Below are 17,315 nucleotides of genomic sequence, written 5' to 3'. Positions count from 1 at the left end.
TTAATTTTCTCCTATTAACTCAATATTCCTACTAATAAACCGATTAAATATGTAACAATCATTGTTAACATTCCAGATGTAACATTTCTGATTATTGATTTTAGCTTATTAGCACGACTTAGAATTGCTGCAATATATCCAGTAATAGCAAGAGCAATAACGACCGCAATAAATGTTGTTATAATGTTTATTCCTGAAGGAAATATTGAGATAGCTAATAGCGGTAATATTGATCCAATTGGAAATGAAATCATTGATGCGATGGCTGCATCGTAGGGACTGGTGAAATTATTAACGATAAAACCATATTTTTCACGAACAGTTGTGACTAACGCATCTTTGTTCATCATTTCTTTAGTTGCTTTCTCAGATAATTCTGCTGAAATGCCACTCTGCATGTATTTATTTTTAACAAAATTAAATTCTTCTTCATAGTTGTTTTTTAAAGCAAACTTTTCATTCATAACAGCTCTTTTTTGGGAATCACTTTCAGTATTAACTGATACATATTCACCCATTGCCATTGAAACGGTTCCAGCAATCATTCCAGCAATTCCTGAAATGAAAATTGAAAAAGCGTTAGTAGTTGCTCCAGCAACCCCAATTACAATTCCAGCAACAGAAAGGATTCCATCGTTAGAACCCATTACACTAGCTCTAATTACATTTATTTTTTGAGCTAAACTTTTTTTGTTTTTCATTAAATATCCACCTCGTTACTTTATAATGATTATTAATTAATAACAATTATAACTATATTATTAAAATACGATCTTGTAAAGCATTTATAGAATATTGTATATTTAAAGAAAAAGTTAGGCAAACCAAAAAATAACTTAAAAATTGATGTAAAAGCCTGTATCATAGGTTTTAAAAATGAAAGTAAATTGTTGATTATAATATGGTTATAAAACAATGTTGATTTTATTAGTAAGTTATACTATTATTTTATTAACATTAAAATGTGAATTGAACGTTGAAAAGAGACTCTCTGTTTTTATGTAAAAACAAGGGTCTTTTTTGTTAATTTAGGAGGAAAAGTAATGCCAAAATTAGCTTCATCATTAAACGATGTATACAATAAAAGTTTAGATTCATTAGCACCATCTGGAATTAGAAGTTTTGACAAAAAAATTTCTAATGTGGATGGGATTATTAAATTAACAATTGGGGAACCTGATTTAAATACCCCTGAACATGTTAAAAAAGCTGGAGTTGATAGCATCATGAATAATGATTCTCATTATGCTAGTCAAACTGGTAAGCAGGAATTAAGGGATGCAATTGCTAATTATTTGGATAAAATGCATAACTTAAATTATGATGCTGAATCTGAAGTTGTTGTGACTGTGGGAGCTACTGAAGCAATCTATGCAGCTTTTCAGACTATTTTAAATAAAGGTGATAAAGTAATTGTTCCTACACCTACATTTGCTTTATATTTCCCAATTATTGAAATTTTAGGAGCAACTCCTATTAAAGTTGATACTTCCGAAAACGATTTTATTTTAAGTCCAGAAAAATTAAAAGCAACTCTAGATAAAGAAGGATCATCGGTTAAATCGGTTTTATTAAATTATCCGGGTAATCCAACAGGAGTTGAATATTCAAAAACTGATTTGCAAAAATTAGCTAATGTTATTAAAGAGCGTAAATTATTTGTTATTTCTGATGAAATTTATAGTGATATTACCTATGATGTAAAACATCATTCAATTGCTGAAATGCTTCCAGAACAAACTTTATATATTAGCGGATTATCTAAGTCACATGCGATGACAGGATATCGAGTGGGATACATTTGTGGACCTAGTCCAATTATTAAAAAATTATCAATGGTGCATGCATTTTTAGTCACTGCCACAACCAATTCTGCACAAGTTGCAGCGACTGAGGCATTAAAAAATGGAATGCAAGATCCAGCTGAAATGAGCAAAATTTATAAAAAACGTCGTGATATCTTACAAAAAGGATTAACTGAATTAGGCTTTAGCATGCCACAACCAAAAGGGGCCTTTTATATGTTTGCTAAAATCCCTGATCAATTTGGTAAAGATGATGAAGCTTTTGCATTAGATTTGGCTAAAAAAGCTAAAGTTGGTGTAATCCCAGGTAGTGCATTTGGTCCTGGTGGTGAAGGTCATATTAGATTTTCTTATGCTGCATCTGATGAAACAATTCATGAAGCGTTAAAAAGAATTAAAGCATATTTATAATTAGATTATTTGGGGGTAATTATTATGGATAGAAGAATACCAAACATTATGGGTACTCAACACCCAGATAACGCAAATGTTCCATTTTTTAAAAAAGACGGCGAACCATTTGTTTCAGCATTTAACGAAATTAACGAAGCATACCAAAATTATTCTTTTTTGGATGCTGATGAATATATGTGGGATTGGGAAGGAAAACATGCTGACTCCTCAGTTATTGACCGATTATATTCAGAACATTATGAATACTTTAAACAACATCCACTAGGAAATGATAAATTTCTTACTTTTAGATTACCTAATATCTGGGAAGAAAAAGGATATAGTTTAATGCAGGCGATGACAACAATTTTATTAGCAGAAGATTTTGCTGATGATTTGAAGTTTAAAAATCGTCCATTATTTGAAGCAATTTTGCCAATGGCTAGAACGGCTGATCAGTTGCTAAAAATGGAAGAAAAGTTTTCTAGTTTAGCTCATTTTAAAGATCGTGAGTTTGGTAATGGGCACAAAAACACTGACCGTCTCAGGATGATTCCATTATTTGAAAGCTTTAAAGCGCAATATAATGCACCTAAAATTTTAAAAAAATATGTAGAATTATATAAGAAAAATTTTGGTGAAGATTTAAAATATATGCGTGTATTTTTAGCTGGCTCTGATTCAGCATTATCAAATGGATTCTTAAATAGTATTATTGGAAATAAACTAGCTTTAACTAAGTTAGGTGAATTTTCAACTGAATCTGGAATTGATATTTATCCAATTGCTGGTACTGGTAGTACTATTTTTAGAGGTGGTTTATCACCTAAACTAATTGATCGTTATCTAGAAGAATTCCCGGGATTAAAGACTGCAACCATTCAGTCAGCATTTAGATATGACTATCCACTAGATTCAGTGGTTAAACCAGCAATTGCTAAATTACGTGATGGTTTACAACATAATGCTTTTAAAATTATCAATGATGAAGATCAACAAACTTTGCTAAATGTTGCAGACAAAGCAGCAGCTGAATATCATAAAACGCTAGATCCTTTAATTAATGATTTACAATCTGTTTTTGATGCATTTCCAAAACGTCGTGATCGTCATCAACATGTTGGCATTATTGGATATTCTCGTGACGTTGACGGATATAAAATGCCTCGTGCAATTACTTTTACTGGCTCCTTATATTCAGTAGGAGTGCCACCAGAAGTGCTTGGAACGGGTCGTATTTTGAAGAAATTGGATAAAGCAGAATTTAAAACTTTAACCCAATATTATCCAAATATTAAACATGATTTTGAACATGTATTAAAATACTTTAGTTCCAATGCATTAGATTCATTAATTGCCCAAAATGATAATTGGAAAGGCGTAAAAGAAGATGTTGATGCCATTCAAGATATCTTTGATATTACCGCTGGTCCAACTGATGAAGATGAAATTGAACATGCCAAGTTAGCTAATGATTTAGTTAGAATTGATGATGAAGAAGTTCGTAATATTTTAATTGAAAAAATGGCGAAAATAAGACATTTCTTAGGATAATAAATAAAGCCACTACTAATTAATTTTAGTAGTGGCTTTATTTATTGTTTTATATTTTTACGATGTCTCATTAGCCAAATTAGCATTATAGTAACTGTCACCATAATTAAAGCGGCTATCCAATAGGTAAAATGCATTCCAAATAAGAACCAATCATCATGTCCAAATGGATATGTAGTTATTGATTTTTGAGCTTTCAAACTCATTCCGGTATATAACAGTGATGTTGATAGGGATAATCCAACAGTAAAACCAATATTACGACTTAATGCTAATACCGATCCAGCAACTCCTTGCTGATCCTTACTAGCATTTTCCATTACCATGGGGTTGTTTTGGAATAATCCATTTGCAGTTGCAAACACCATAAAACCAAATAATAGAATTGCTAATGGCCAAGTTGGTTGAACCACCGCAAAGATGATTTCAGCAACTACAAAGATAATGGATGCTCTAAATGACATTTTAACTGCACCATATTTGTCACAAAGCACACCGCCTAGATAAGCTGTAAAGACATTTACAACCGGTAGGACACTCATCATGAAACCAGTCTTAGAAGGAGAAAATTTTAGATTGTCTTGAATATAAAATGGCAATAACACGTTATTAAAGTAAATAATAATATACATGAACATTAAAGAAATAATACTGATTGTGAAACCAGGATTTTTAAATAATGACAAATCTAAAATAGGTTCAGCGACCTTTAACTCAATTCTAATAAAAGTGATAATTAAAATCGCAGTAATGATGAAAGCTATAATTATACCTAAATTGCTAAAACCAATTTCTTGGCCGGTGAAAATTGTAATAAAGAATAAACCAATAGCCAGTGCTAATGTTATAAATCCTAAATAGTCAATATTTAATCTAGGCTTAGATTTGTTTTTATCAGGTTTACTATAAACAAATTCACCAAAAATAAATGCTGCAATGCCAATCGGTACATTGAATAAAAATATCCAGTTCCAACTAGCAATTGATAAGATGATTCCAGCCACTGCAGGTCCAGCGATATATCCTAATTGTCCAATTGTGGTATTAATTCCTAATGCTTTACCACGTGAACTAAAAGGGACTGATTCAGTGATAATGCCTAAATTAGTTGCCATAGTCATTGATGCACCCAATCCTTGCAAACAACGAGCAATTAACAATACAACTAAATTAGTACTAATCCCGCAAGCTAAGGAACTAATTGTAAAAACTAAAGTTCCCAATTGAAAAATTTTAGCTTTACTTAATTGATCACCTAGTTTTCCAAAAAGAATTAATGACATGCATATTAGAACTAAATATGCTGATGAAATCCACTCTGCTTGATTCATCGGGACGTTTAGGTCCTTAGAAATTTGTGGTAATGCAGTATTTACAATGCTCATATCAACAGTTCCTAAAAATGAAACTATTGCTACGGATAAAATAATAAGCATTTGTTTATGCTTCATATTTTCACTTCCTTAAATTAATTATCTAATATTGTATCAGATAAAATGAAGTTTCATTAACTAAAAAGGAATTCACTTTCAGTGAACTCCTTTATTTTTTTATTTAATTGAGCCAACAAATTTTTGATAATCTGTTTCTTCACCTGTATCGGTAAAGTTAATATTATCAACTGTTGCAGAATGTAGTTTTTTTTCTGAGATTGATATTTTTCCGACAAAAGTTGCATTACCAATTAATTCGATCCATTGATTATTAGGCGTGTTATGAACTTTAGTTTGGACCATACCGCCAGGATTATATACATCAATTTGTTCTTTAGTATCAACTAAATTAGGAAAATTAATGGCAAATGCCAATGAAGTTGCTGACATACCAGTTCCACAAGCATTAGTAAAACCAACACCACGTTCATAAGTATGCACAAATAATTTATTACGACTCAAGATTTTAGCAAAGTTAACATTAACGCCATCAGTAAAATATGGATTAGGCTCATTTAACTTTTTACCGATCTCACCTAAAGTTTCGTTTAAATCATGATCATTTTCTACAAAACTAATTAAGTGTGGATTAGGAACTGCAATTGCAGTAAATCTTAAATGGTCGCTTAATTGTGGTAATGCAGTATTTAAAATGCTGGTAGTGTTTAAATTTTCAAATGGAAAATATTTACTATCGAAATAAACTGGTGATATTTCCACACTAAATGCAGCAACATTATTTGCTAAATCTTTGTGTTTATTGACTAATAAGTCAGCAGATTTAGTTTCAACTTTAAAACTATCTTTATGGTATTTATTAGATAAGTATCTGGCTACACATCTTAAGCCATTTCCACACATTGATGCTTCACTGCCATCAGCATTTATTACCCGCATTTGAGCCAAAGCATCTTTATGTTTAGAGTTGTTAATAACTAATAAACCATCAGCCGGATTCAAATCATTACTTTTATTAGTTATTGTTTTTGTTAAATTTATTAACTCGTTATCATTCAGTTCACTTGTTAATAATGTTTGATCTAAAAGATAAAAATGATTTTCAGAACCATGAACATAAAATAAATTAATCATATTGATTGCTCCTTATTAAAAGAATTCATTATAAATGCTTTTGACTGCTTGATTAGCATTAGCTTCTCTAGTACCAATCATGATAGAAATTTGAGAAGCACCTTGATTAATCATGTGAATAGGGATGTTTTCATTAGTAATTGGATCAATAATATCACTAATAGTGTTTGCAGAATCACGCATACCTTCACCAACTACCATGATAATAGCATAGTCATCAATCCAGTTTAATTTATCAGGTTCAATAGTTTCTTGAATTTCCTTGCATAAACTTTTAACTGTATTTTTATCTAAATTTTCTTTATTAAAAATAACGGTTAAGTCATCAATTCCAGATGGCATGTGTTCATATGAAATATCATATTTTTGAAAAATTTGAAGTAATTTTAATGTGATTCCAACTTCTTTATTTAGCAAGTATTTATGTAAATACAGTGCTGAAAAACGCTTAGAAGATGAAACACCTGTGATGGGATGCTCAGGTTGAAATGATCCTTCTGGAACAATCATTGTTCCAGGATCATCTGGTTTGTTAGTGTTCTTAATATTGATGGTGACATTTCCTTTAATGGCAGGAATAATTGCTTCATCATTAAAAACTGAAAAGCCGGCATATGCAAGCTCACGCATTTCACGGTAAGTCATCTTTTTAATTGGAGCAGGATGATTAACAATTTTTGGATTAGCAGAATAAATTGAACTAACATCAGTGAAATTTTCATACATAGGAATATTTAGTCCATTTGCAATAATTGAACCAGTTATATCTGAACCACCACGTGCAAAAGTTGCCATATCACCATCTTTTGTATACCCAAAGAATCCAGGTATAACTAATTTTTCATTACCATAACCAAAGTGACCTAAGTTTTCATATGTTTCTTTTAATACATCAGCAGCATTAGGATTTTCTTTCGAAACAACAATACCTAGTTCCTTAGGATCGACAAATTTAGCTGTTATTTTTAAATGGTTAAGAATAATTGCCATTAATTTAGCATTCATTCTTTCACCATGGGCTTTAAAAGCAGCTAATAGATATTCTTTATTAGGATACTTTTTATTAGGTAGATCGCTAAATATATTTACAATTGGAGCGAATTCAGCATCACTAATTTCATATGTATCAGCAATGTTTTTATATCGTCCAATAATATTATTCAATATGTTGCCATAATCTTTTTTATTTATAACAGCTTGTGCATATTTAATTAGTAAATCTGTTACCTTAATATCGTTATCAAATCTTTTTCCAGGAGCTGATAGAACAATAATTTGACGGCTCTTATCTTTCTTAATTATGTTAATTACCTTTTGGTATTGTTCACCATTAGCTAATGAACTACCACCGAATTTTATTAACTTTGTCATTTAATATCATCTCACAATTTAATCTTTCTAATTAATTTGCATTCTAACATTAAAATAAAATTAGACAAGAAACATATTTGTTTGATTACTGCATTTTTTAAATGCATATATAGTAAATAAAAAATATAAAAAATATATTATGAAAAAATAGTTGACGTAGGTAGGTAAATAGTTTTATTATGTAATTAATCGAAGAGGTCGCAGCCGAAAATATTAGATAAACTCAGTCACTACAATGATTTTTACAGTTTATTGAAAGGCGAGGTTGCCGAAGCAATAAATACTTGTAGGTATTTGTCTGCTGGGACATGGTTCAATAGATCATGGACTGTCACAAGAAATATACTTCTTGTGGAGCGCTTTCGACAATTGAAACCGAAAATGAGAAGAACATTAAATTTGGATTCTTTTGTACGAGTGTAACCACATTCATGCAAAGGGATCCTTTTTGTTTTCAATTTGCCGAAATCGAACGAAAATATTCGATAGAAGGGCATGTTTATAATGACTAAACAAGTAACTAAAAAAAATATTAATAATGCAGGACATTTAGAAATTGGTGGATGTGATGCCATTGATTTAGCAAATCAATTTGGAACGCCATTGGTTGTATATGATACTAGCAAAATTAGATCACAGTTTAGAAAATTTAAGGCAGTTTTTGAAGAAAGTAATATTGATTATGCGGTTTGTTATGCCAGTAAGGCTTTTGTTAACACTGCAATGTATCAATTAGTTAATCAAGAGCAAGGTCATATTGATGTGGTTTCTGGTGGCGAATTAGCAATGGCATTACATGCAGATTTTCCAGCCGATAGAATTAGTTTTCATGGTAATAACAAATCTGAAGATGAATTAAGGATGGCTTTGGAAAATCATGTCGGGGTGATTATGCTGGATAACTTTCATGAAATTGATTTATTAAGTCAATTGTTAATCAATATGAATACTAGTTGTGATGTGATGTTAAGAATTACCCCTGGCATTTCAGCGCATACGCATGAATTTATTCAAACTGGTCAAACTGATAGTAAGTTTGGCTTTGACCTAGAATCTGGTGAAGCCAAAAAAGCTTTTGAAATCGTTAATACTAATCAATCAATGAATTTATTAGGAATTCATGCCCATATTGGCTCGCAAGTTTTTGAGTTAAAGGGTTTTGAGATGGCCGCTAGTAAGCTAGTTGATTTAGCAGCCGAATGGAAACTTGAATATGGATATGAAACTCAAGTGATCAATGTCGGTGGTGGCTTTGGAATTAAATATACAGATGCAGACGATCCATTGAAACCAGAAGCATTCGTCCAAAAAATTGTTGAGACTGTTAAGGATAGAACTAGAGCTGAAGGTTTAAAGATGCCAGCGATTTGGATTGAACCAGGACGTTCAATTGTTGGGAATGCTGGTTATAACTTATATCGGATTGGTTCCAGAAAAGATGTTCCTGGAATTAAATCCTATGTTTCTGTTGATGGTGGCATGGGTGATAATATTAGACCAATGTTGTATGACGCTAAATATGAAGCAGTAATGGCTGATCATCCATTGCGTAGCACAATTGAGAATGTTCATTTAGTTGGTAAATATTGTGAATCTGGTGATGTTTTGATTAAGAATCAACCATTACCAAAAACCAAACCCGGAGATGTAATTGTAATGTTGGATACGGGTGCCTATGGTTATTCAATGGCATCTAATTATAATTTAAATCCTAAACCAGCAATTGTTTTTGTTGAAAATGGTAAAGCTCAATTAGTAACTCGTCGCCAAAACTATACAGATTTATATTCATTAGATAATCAATTGAAATAAAAGGAGATTTTAAAATGGCAAATTTAGATGCACATGAAATTATCAACTATATTGGAAATGCAGAGAAGAAAACTCCAGTTAAAGTTTATATTAGTGGCCAAATGGACAAAATTGATTTTCCAAATTCAATTAAAGTATTTAAAGAACAACACACAGCTACTATTTTTGGTGATTGGAAAGATGTAGAACCATTACTACAATCTGATTTGATTGATGATTATGAAATCGAGAATAATGCTCGTAATTCAGCAGTCCCATTATTAGATTTAAAAAAATTAAATGCACGAATTGAACCAGGTGCTGTTATTCGTGACCAAGTAAAAATTGCTGATAATGCTGTAGTTATGATGGGCGCCATTATAAATATCGGTTGTGAAATTGGAGAAGGTTCCATGATTGATATGGGTGTTGTAATGGGTGGACGTGCGCTTGTTGGAAACCATTCACATATTGGTGCTGGTGCTGTTTTAGCTGGTGTTATTGAACCAGCATCAGCTAAACCAGTACAAATTGATGATGGTGTTTTAATTGGTGCCAATGCTGTAGTCATCGAAGGAGTTCATGTTGGTAAAGGTGCAGTTGTAGCAGCTGGTGCAATTGTTACCTCAGATGTTGCTCCATATACAATGGTTGCTGGCACTCCGGCTCGTAAAATTAAGGATGTTGATGCTAAAACACAATCTAAAACTAGTCTTGAAGATGATTTAAGAAAGTTGTGATTTAAATGTCTGAAATTAATTTAATCGATATTAGACGTCATTTGCATAAAATTCCTGAATTAGCATTGCATGAAAATCAAACACATGATTATTTATTGCATATAATAGGAAGTTTTAAGCAAAAATATTTAACTTTTGGTAGTATTGAATCTTTGCCTACTGCTATTTTGGTAAGAATTCAGGGAAGCAATCCTAAACGTACTATTGGATATCGAACTGATATTGATGCATTACCAATCGAAGAACAAACTAATTTACCATTTTCATCAACTCATTCAGGAATTATGCACGCATGTGGACATGATGTACATATGACAGTTGCTTTGGGAATTTTACATCATTTTGCTGAGCATAAACCTAAAGATAATATGGTATTCTTCTTTCAACCAGCTGAAGAGAGTGAAAGTGGTGGACGATTAGCATATGAAGCAAATGCATTTAGCGGGCAGTTTAAGATCGATGAATTTTATGGATTGCATGATAATCCTAGTCTACCGGCTGGTTCAATTGGATGTCGAATGGGGACTTTATTTGCTGGAACTACGGAAGTTAATATTGACCTGAATGGTAAAGGTGGCCATGCTGCTTATCCCCAAAATGCTAATGATATGGTTGTGGCAGCCGCTCAATTAATTAATCAAGTTCAAACAATTATTTCTAGAAGTATTGATCCAATTCAAAGCGGAGTTATCACTTTAGGAAAAATTGAAGCTGGAACCATTCGGAATGTAATTGCTGGTCATGCCAGAATTGAAGGAACAATTCGTGGTTTAACGCAATCAATGATTGAATTAATTGATCAAAGATTGAAAGATGTTTGTCATGGCATTGAATTAAGTTATGGTTGTAAAGTTAATTTAGAATTAAATCAAGGTGGTTATTATCCAGTAGAAAATAATCCAGTATTAACTGATAACTTTATTCAATTTATGAAAAATAATGCAGATGTTGATTTCATTGAAACAAAACCAGCAATGACTGGAGAAGATTTTGGCTATTTATTATCTAAGATTCCAGGAACCATGTTTTGGCTAGGTGTTGGTGATGACTCATCTCTGCATACATCAACTTTAACGCCTGATGAAAGTTCTATTGGTAAAGGTGTTAATGCAATTATTAGTTTCTTAGAAAATCGAATGAAAGAATAGGTGATAGTTATGTTTGAAAATGTAGATCTAATGACGGCAATTATTACTCCTTTTGATAGTGAAGGAAAAATTGATTTCGATGCTTTAAAAGAAATTACTGATCATTGTTTAAATACTGGTAGCCGAGGCTTTGTTATTGGTGGTACTACTGGAGAAACTCCTACATTAACTCATGATGAGAAAATTGAACTATATCGTCGCTTTGTTGACATTGTTGATGGTCGCGGTTCAATTATTGCGGGAACTGGTAGTAATAATACTCAAGAAACAATGTCCCTTACTAAAGAAGTTAGTATGATTAAAGGTATTGATGCAGCTTTAGTAGTAGTACCTTATTATAATAAACCTAATCAACGCTGTATGAAGGCTCATTTTGAAGCAGTTGCTAAGCAATCTAATGTACCAATTATTATTTATAATATTCCCGGCAGAACGGGAGTTACTATGAGCAATGAAACAGTGGTTGAATTATCACATAATGAAAATATTGTTGGAGTTAAACAATGTACCCCAATGGAAGATTTGGAATACTTAGTTGAACATACCGATGCTGACTTTAATATTTATACTGGTGAGGATGCTCAAGCATTATTTGCTAAGACGATTGGTGCTAATGGTGTCATCTCAGTAGCATCTCATATTTATGGCAGTGCAATGCGAGAAATGTATGATGATTTAGATGCTGGAAATTACAAAGTAGCTGGTGCAATACAAAGAAAGTTAACGCCTAGAATGTCAGCATTATTTATGTATCCATCACCATCTCCTGTAAAAGCAGTTATGAAGGCGCAAGGATATCAAGTTGGTGCTTGCCGTTTACCAATTCTTTCATTAGATAATGAAGAAAAACAACACTTAGCTGATAATTTGGGATTAGAACACGATGCTTTGTTAAATTCATTACCAAAGGAGTTAAATTTATGATTAAAATTTTATTAGCCGGTTTTACTGGTTCAATGGGACAAAAAACAATTAATTTAATAAGCAATAATGATGATATGCAATTGAGTGGCGTCTACTCACCACATTGTGTTGATGATCATTCTAAATATAATTTATCTAATGAAGTTAATATTTATAATTCATTAAATCAAATTGATGGTGATTTTGATGTTTGGGTAGACTTTACTCAACCGGATGCAGTTTATGAAAATACCAAATTTGCCATTGAACATGATATTCATCCAGTAGTCGGAACTAGTGGCATGAGTGATGAGCATCAAAAAGAATTAATTAATTTAGCTAAAAATAAACGAGTTGGTGGAATTATTGCACCTAACTTTGGTTTGTCAGCGGTTTTATTAATGAAATTTGCCGGTGAAGCTGCTAAATACTTTCCTGATGCTGAAGTGATTGAAATGCATCACCAAGATAAAAAAGATGCTCCATCTGGTACAGCTTTAAATACTGCTAAAATTATTGGTCAAAATCGTGATAGTAGTGCCGTTAGTGCTGATGAAACTAAAGATAATTTATCTGGATCTCGTGGTGGAACATATGATGGTGTGCATGTGCATGCCGTTCGTTTGCCCGGATATGTTGCACATGAACAAGTATTATTTGGTGGTGATGGCGAAGCATTAACACTTCGTCAAGACTCATTCGACCGTGGTTCATTTATGAAAGGGGTCAAAGTTGCAATTCAAAAAGTTAGTAACTTAGACCACTTAGTAATTGGTTTAGAAAATATTCTATAGAAAAGATGATATAAAATGCCTGAATTGTCTGAAGGTCTAACTAAGACTTATAATCGACGTTTGAATTTAATTCAGCCTTCTAATATTAGAGGTTTTGATAATCAAATTTCTAAAATAAAAGATATTATTAAGTTAACGATTGGTGAACCTGATTTGAATACACCTGATCATATAAAAAACGCTGCTAAAAGAAATATTGATGATGATGATTCTCATTATTCAAATCAAGCTGGAAAATTACAATTACGTAAAGCTATTCATAATTATTTATTTAATGATTATGGATTGGATTATAATTCAGAAGATGAAATTGTAGTTACAATTGGTGCTACAGAAGCTATCTATGCAACTTTTGAAACATTGCTTAATCCGGGGGATGCAGTAATCCTACCGACACCATTGTTTTCATTGTATGAACCAATTATTACTTTATTGGGTGGTAAGGCTATTGATCTAGATACTTCAAGTGATAGTTTTAAATTAAAACCAGAATTATTAAAGAAAGTTTTAGATCAATATGGTGATCAAGTTAAAGCAGTATTACTTAATTATCCAGGAAATCCTACAGGAATTGAATATTCAGTTGATGAAGTAAAAGCACTAGCAAATGTGATTAAACAATATGATATTTTTGCAATAACCGATGAAATTTATTGTGAATTAACATACGATGTTCGTCATGAGTCTTTAGCTAAGTTTCTTCCAGAACAAACTATTTATATTAATGGTTTATCTAAGTCCCATGCAATGACTGGTTGGCGCATTGGCTATGTTTGTGGACCACATTCATTTATCAAAAAGTTGTTAATGGTACACGCATTTATGGTGACATGTCCACCTGATGTAACTCAAATGGCTGCTTATGAAGCATTACAAAATGGTTTGAAAGACTCTAAACAAATGCGTGATATTTATAAGCGTCGTCGTGATTTTATTAGTGAAAAACTAACTGCTTTGGGCTTTAAAATGGCTATGCCTAGTGGAGCTTTTTATGTATTTGTAAAAATTCCTGCTCGTTTTGGTAAAAATGATACTAAATTTGCTTTGTCTTTAGCTAAACAAGCTAAAGTAGGAGTAATTCCAGGAAGTTGTTTTGGTGAGGGCGGTCAAGGATACATTCGCTTATCTTATGCTGCCTCGAAAGAAAATATCAAAGAAGCAATAAAGAGAATTGAACAATTTTTAAATAATTAAAGAAGGTAATTATCATGAAGGAATACAATGTAGCAATTTTAGGTGCAACTGGTGCGGTTGGAATGAGAATGATTGATCAATTAGCTAATTCAACAGTTCCAGTTAAATCCTTGAAATTATTAGCTTCAGCTCGTTCTGCTGGCAAGCAAATGGAATTTAATGGTGAAAAAATAACGGTTGAAGAAACAACTAATGATTCATTTAATAATGTTGATTTAGTGTTAGCTTCAGCTGGTGGATCTGCTTCTAAGAAATTTCTACCAGAAGCCGTTAAGCGTGGAGCTGTCTGTGTTGACAACACAAGTGCATTTAGAATGGATCCTAAAGTGCCATTAGTTGTTCCAGAAGTTAATTCAGAACAATTAAAGAATCATAAGGGGATTATCGCAAATCCAAATTGTTCTACTATCCAAATGGTAGTTGCTTTAGCCCCAGTTTTTAAGAAATATGGATTAAAGCAAGTTATTGTTTCTACATATCAAGCGGCTTCAGGTGCTGGACAATCTGCTTTGAATGAATTTTATCAACAAGCAAGAGATTACCTAGATGGTAAGCAAATGTCTGCTGATATTTTACCAACAGCTGGTGACAAGAAACATTATCCATTAGCATTTAATTTGCTTCCTCAAATTGATGTTTTTGAGGACGAAGGATACACTCATGAAGAATGGAAGATGATTCATGAAACTAAGAAAATTATGCTTAATGATATGAATGCTTCTGATTTAAAAGTTACTGCTACTTGTGTTCGTGTCCCAGTTCCAATTTCACATGGTGAATCAGTTTATTTTGAAGTAGAAGATAAAAATGCAAGTGCAGCTGATATTAAAAAGGCCATTAGTGATGCTGCAGGAGTAACTTTACAAGATGATCCTGATCATCAAGTATATCCTCAACCATTAAATGCTGAGGGTAAACGTGAAACCTTTGCTGGAAGAATTCGTCCCGATCAAGAAAATAAGGGATGCTTTAACATGTGGGTTGTTGCAGATAACCTATTAAAAGGTGCTGCATGGAATACAGTTGAAAATGCTGAACGCTTAGTTGATGAAGATTTAATAAGAGTCCCAAAGGACTATTACCAATGATAAATTAGATACAAAAATAGTCATCAGATTTATCTGATGACTATTTTTTATTTACTTAATTTTGTCTGACATTCTTTACATAAACCATAAACTTCAACATGACTTTGTCTAACCTTAAATCCAGTTTGTTCTTCTGTAGTTTGACTTAATGATTGTTCTAAGCTCTTGTAATCTGGATATTCTACATCAATAATTTTACCGCAGTTTTCACAAATTGCATGAAAATGTGGATTACCAAAGAAATCATAACGAATGCCACCATCTTCAGCAGGCAATTCAATAATAATTCCTAGTTTTTCAAATAATTGTAAACTATTATAAATAGTAGCAACACTCAGATTAGAAAATTCTTGTTTTAGGGCTTCATAAATAGTATCTACAGAAGGATGATTATCATGATTGATCAAATACTTGAGAATAATTTGTCGTTGCGGAGTAATTCTAACCTTACTTTCACGCAAAGTATCTAAAGCTTTTTGATATGCTTTATTAGACATATAATATCCCTCCTTAAATAATAAGCTAGTTTAGAATAATTATTATCTTAATAATAAAATTAATTACATAATAAATCAAATAAATAGCTATTAAATAAAGATTAGTTTAGTAAAGGTTAAGATGACGTTCAATTTCTGCATTAGAAGGATAAACATTATAACTAAATTTGGCAGTGGGCCAGTAATTTTTTGCTAATATATGAATACGGTTAATTAATTCTATTTCTAAGCTAGTATCAATGTTATCAATGGCTTGGATATAAATAGTAGGAGCAGTGTCATCCTTGCTAATGTTAGCAATACCGCCCATTCCCATAAATTCATGAGTTTCTTTATTTTCAATTCCCCATAATAGAGCTTTTTGTCTCATGACATCTTTCATAGCTTCATTGATAAAATCTCCAGTTGATTTTATATCAGCATTTTTATCGAATTTTTTTTGAAAATCAATAACATCTTGTAATTTAAATTCTGTTAACCAATCTAATCTTAAATGATTGGTTAAAATTGGGTGTATGCCCTCAAAATTTTTCATATTAATTAAGCTCCTTTATTAAGTTCATAGCTTAATTATATTCCATAAAAATTGTTTTTAAAAGAAATGTTCATTAATGGAAGCAGTCTGTTTTTCCGACATACAACAACATCCACCAACATATTTTAGTCCGATGTTTAGCCATTCTTTAACTAATGCATTAAAGTCTTTTGTACTGATACCGCGATTGTCCCATTTTTTTACCTTAGGATTATAACGTGCACCAGAATTGGGAAAAGCAATTAAGTCCTTGTGTTTAGGCTCATTATGCACAAATTCTTTTAATGTATTGGTTACAATTCTTGGATCCGTACAGTTTAATCCATATGCAATAACGTTTTCTTGTTGTTCTAAGAATGCTTGTACAAATTTAAAATTAGTGCCGTCTGCCAAATGGGTAGCATCTTTCATTGAACAAGCAACTATTGAAGGAACATTAAATTGTTTAGTAAATGTAACTAATGCTTTTATTTCTTGAAAATTAGGCAGTGTTTCTAACAATAATACATCGACTCCAGTATTTACTAATATCTCAATTCGTTCTTTATGGAATTTTACGTATTCATTGTCAGATAAATGATAATCACCAGTATATTCAGCTCCGTTGGCTAAGTATGCTCCATATGGACCAATCCCAGCTGCCAACCAAGTTGGATGATTATTTGAAATCTTTTGTGCATCTTTAGCAACATCGAAAGCTTTTTGAATTAGTTTACGAGCTTCTTTATGACTGTAACCAGCATTTTTCATCAATCCACTGATACTAGCCTGATAAGTATTAATAGTAGTTAATGAAGAACCAGCATCAAAATATGATTTATGAACGTCTTTAATTAAATCACTATTTTTTTCTAATGCTTTAGCTGTCCATAATTTTCCATTGAGATTCAATCCGCGTTCTTCTAGCCCAGTTGACATTGAACTATCAATTAAAATTCTTTTTTGTTTAGCTGCCCATTTTGCAAAGTTGTTCATTT

General features: G+C 31.9%; 16 protein-coding genes and 1 riboswitch. Of the genes, 9 read left to right on the top strand and 7 right to left on the bottom strand.

Going from position 1 to position 17,315, the window contains the following annotated elements:
• Nucleotides 1-14 precede the first annotated feature (14 nt).
• Nucleotides 15-701, bottom strand: a complete 687-nt coding sequence (locus tag C7N44_RS03280) for a VIT1/CCC1 transporter family protein (RefSeq protein ID WP_105956476.1) — start codon at nucleotides 699-701, stop codon at nucleotides 15-17.
• A 342-nt stretch (nucleotides 702-1,043) separates the two neighbouring features.
• Here C7N44_RS03280 and C7N44_RS03275 point away from each other — a divergent pair, with 342 nt between their 5' ends.
• Both C7N44_RS03275 and ppcA read left to right on the top strand, forming a co-directional pair.
• Nucleotides 1,044-2,216 carry an aminotransferase class I/II-fold pyridoxal phosphate-dependent enzyme gene (locus C7N44_RS03275; protein WP_105956475.1) on the top strand — a complete coding sequence of 391 codons (1,173 nt, stop codon included), beginning with the start codon at nucleotides 1,044-1,046 and terminating at the stop codon, nucleotides 2,214-2,216.
• Between the two features lie 24 nt (nucleotides 2,217-2,240).
• The gene (ppcA, locus tag C7N44_RS03270) at nucleotides 2,241-3,752 is read left to right on the top strand and encodes a phosphoenolpyruvate carboxylase (protein ID WP_105956474.1); all 1,512 of its coding nucleotides are present in this window, start codon (nucleotides 2,241-2,243) and stop codon (nucleotides 3,750-3,752) included.
• 41 nt (nucleotides 3,753-3,793) lie between these two features.
• Here the strand turns inward: ppcA and C7N44_RS03265 are convergent, their stop codons facing one another.
• From C7N44_RS03265 to C7N44_RS03255, 3 genes are all read right to left on the bottom strand, one after another.
• Nucleotides 3,794-5,203, bottom strand: coding sequence for an MFS transporter (locus C7N44_RS03265; protein WP_105956473.1), 1,410 nt, complete (start codon nucleotides 5,201-5,203; stop codon nucleotides 3,794-3,796).
• A 99-nt stretch (nucleotides 5,204-5,302) separates the two neighbouring features.
• A complete protein-coding gene (gene dapF / locus C7N44_RS03260) occupies nucleotides 5,303-6,277 on the bottom strand; it encodes a diaminopimelate epimerase (RefSeq protein WP_105956472.1) in 975 nt (324 codons plus the stop codon).
• A 15-nt stretch (nucleotides 6,278-6,292) separates the two neighbouring features.
• Nucleotides 6,293-7,648 (bottom strand): aspartate kinase, encoded by a 1,356-nt coding sequence (locus C7N44_RS03255; protein WP_105956471.1) that lies wholly within the window; start codon nucleotides 7,646-7,648, stop codon nucleotides 6,293-6,295.
• A gap of 184 nt (nucleotides 7,649-7,832) precedes the next feature.
• Nucleotides 7,833-8,019, top strand: a riboswitch (Lysine riboswitch).
• Nucleotides 8,020-8,152: 133 nt separating this feature from the next.
• On the opposite strand from C7N44_RS03255, the gene lysA reads away from it, so the two are divergent.
• Genes lysA through C7N44_RS03220 form a run of 7 tightly spaced genes read left to right on the top strand, consistent with a single transcriptional unit; the run spans nucleotide 8,153 to nucleotide 15,306 of the window.
• Complete coding sequence (lysA, locus tag C7N44_RS03250) at nucleotides 8,153-9,460, top strand: diaminopimelate decarboxylase (RefSeq protein WP_105956470.1); 1,308 nt, start codon at nucleotides 8,153-8,155, stop codon at nucleotides 9,458-9,460.
• A gap of 14 nt (nucleotides 9,461-9,474) precedes the next feature.
• Nucleotides 9,475-10,179, top strand: coding sequence for a 2,3,4,5-tetrahydropyridine-2,6-dicarboxylate N-acetyltransferase (gene dapD / locus C7N44_RS03245; protein ID WP_105956469.1), 705 nt, complete (start codon nucleotides 9,475-9,477; stop codon nucleotides 10,177-10,179).
• Nucleotides 10,180-10,184: 5 nt separating this feature from the next.
• Nucleotides 10,185-11,327, top strand: a complete 1,143-nt coding sequence (locus C7N44_RS03240) for an N-acetyldiaminopimelate deacetylase (protein ID WP_105956468.1) — start codon at nucleotides 10,185-10,187, stop codon at nucleotides 11,325-11,327.
• A gap of 9 nt (nucleotides 11,328-11,336) precedes the next feature.
• Nucleotides 11,337-12,251 carry a 4-hydroxy-tetrahydrodipicolinate synthase gene (gene dapA / locus C7N44_RS03235; RefSeq protein WP_105956467.1) on the top strand — a complete coding sequence of 305 codons (915 nt, stop codon included), beginning with the start codon at nucleotides 11,337-11,339 and terminating at the stop codon, nucleotides 12,249-12,251.
• Entirely contained in the window at nucleotides 12,248-13,024 is a 777-nt protein-coding gene (dapB, locus tag C7N44_RS03230; protein ID WP_105956466.1) for a 4-hydroxy-tetrahydrodipicolinate reductase, read from the top strand. Before dapA ends, dapB begins: the two co-directional genes overlap by 4 nt.
• Nucleotides 13,025-13,039: 15 nt before the next feature.
• Entirely contained in the window at nucleotides 13,040-14,218 is a 1,179-nt protein-coding gene (locus tag C7N44_RS03225) for an aminotransferase class I/II-fold pyridoxal phosphate-dependent enzyme (protein ID WP_105956465.1), read from the top strand.
• An 11-nt stretch (nucleotides 14,219-14,229) separates the two neighbouring features.
• Nucleotides 14,230-15,306: an aspartate-semialdehyde dehydrogenase gene (locus tag C7N44_RS03220; RefSeq protein ID WP_105956464.1), complete on the top strand. Its 1,077-nt coding sequence runs from the start codon at nucleotides 14,230-14,232 to the stop codon at nucleotides 15,304-15,306.
• A 47-nt stretch (nucleotides 15,307-15,353) separates the two neighbouring features.
• Here C7N44_RS03220 and C7N44_RS03215 read toward each other — a convergent pair whose 3' ends face one another.
• The 3 genes from C7N44_RS03215 to mmuM form a co-directional block, all read right to left on the bottom strand.
• Nucleotides 15,354-15,803, bottom strand: a complete 450-nt coding sequence (locus tag C7N44_RS03215) for a Fur family transcriptional regulator (protein ID WP_105956463.1) — start codon at nucleotides 15,801-15,803, stop codon at nucleotides 15,354-15,356.
• A gap of 106 nt (nucleotides 15,804-15,909) precedes the next feature.
• Nucleotides 15,910-16,338, bottom strand: coding sequence for a hypothetical protein (locus C7N44_RS03210; protein WP_105956462.1), 429 nt, complete (start codon nucleotides 16,336-16,338; stop codon nucleotides 15,910-15,912).
• Between the two features lie 57 nt (nucleotides 16,339-16,395).
• Nucleotides 16,396-17,313, bottom strand: coding sequence for a homocysteine S-methyltransferase (gene mmuM, locus C7N44_RS03205; protein ID WP_105956461.1), 918 nt, complete (start codon nucleotides 17,311-17,313; stop codon nucleotides 16,396-16,398).
• Between the last annotated feature and the right edge of the window lie 2 nt (nucleotides 17,314-17,315).

This window comes from Apilactobacillus quenuiae (genome assembly GCF_002994005.1).
GTDB lineage: Bacteria > Bacillota > Bacilli > Lactobacillales > Lactobacillaceae > Apilactobacillus > Apilactobacillus quenuiae.
The sequence above is the reverse complement of the archived record's forward strand: the minus strand, read 5'-3'. Positions and strand labels throughout refer to the sequence as shown.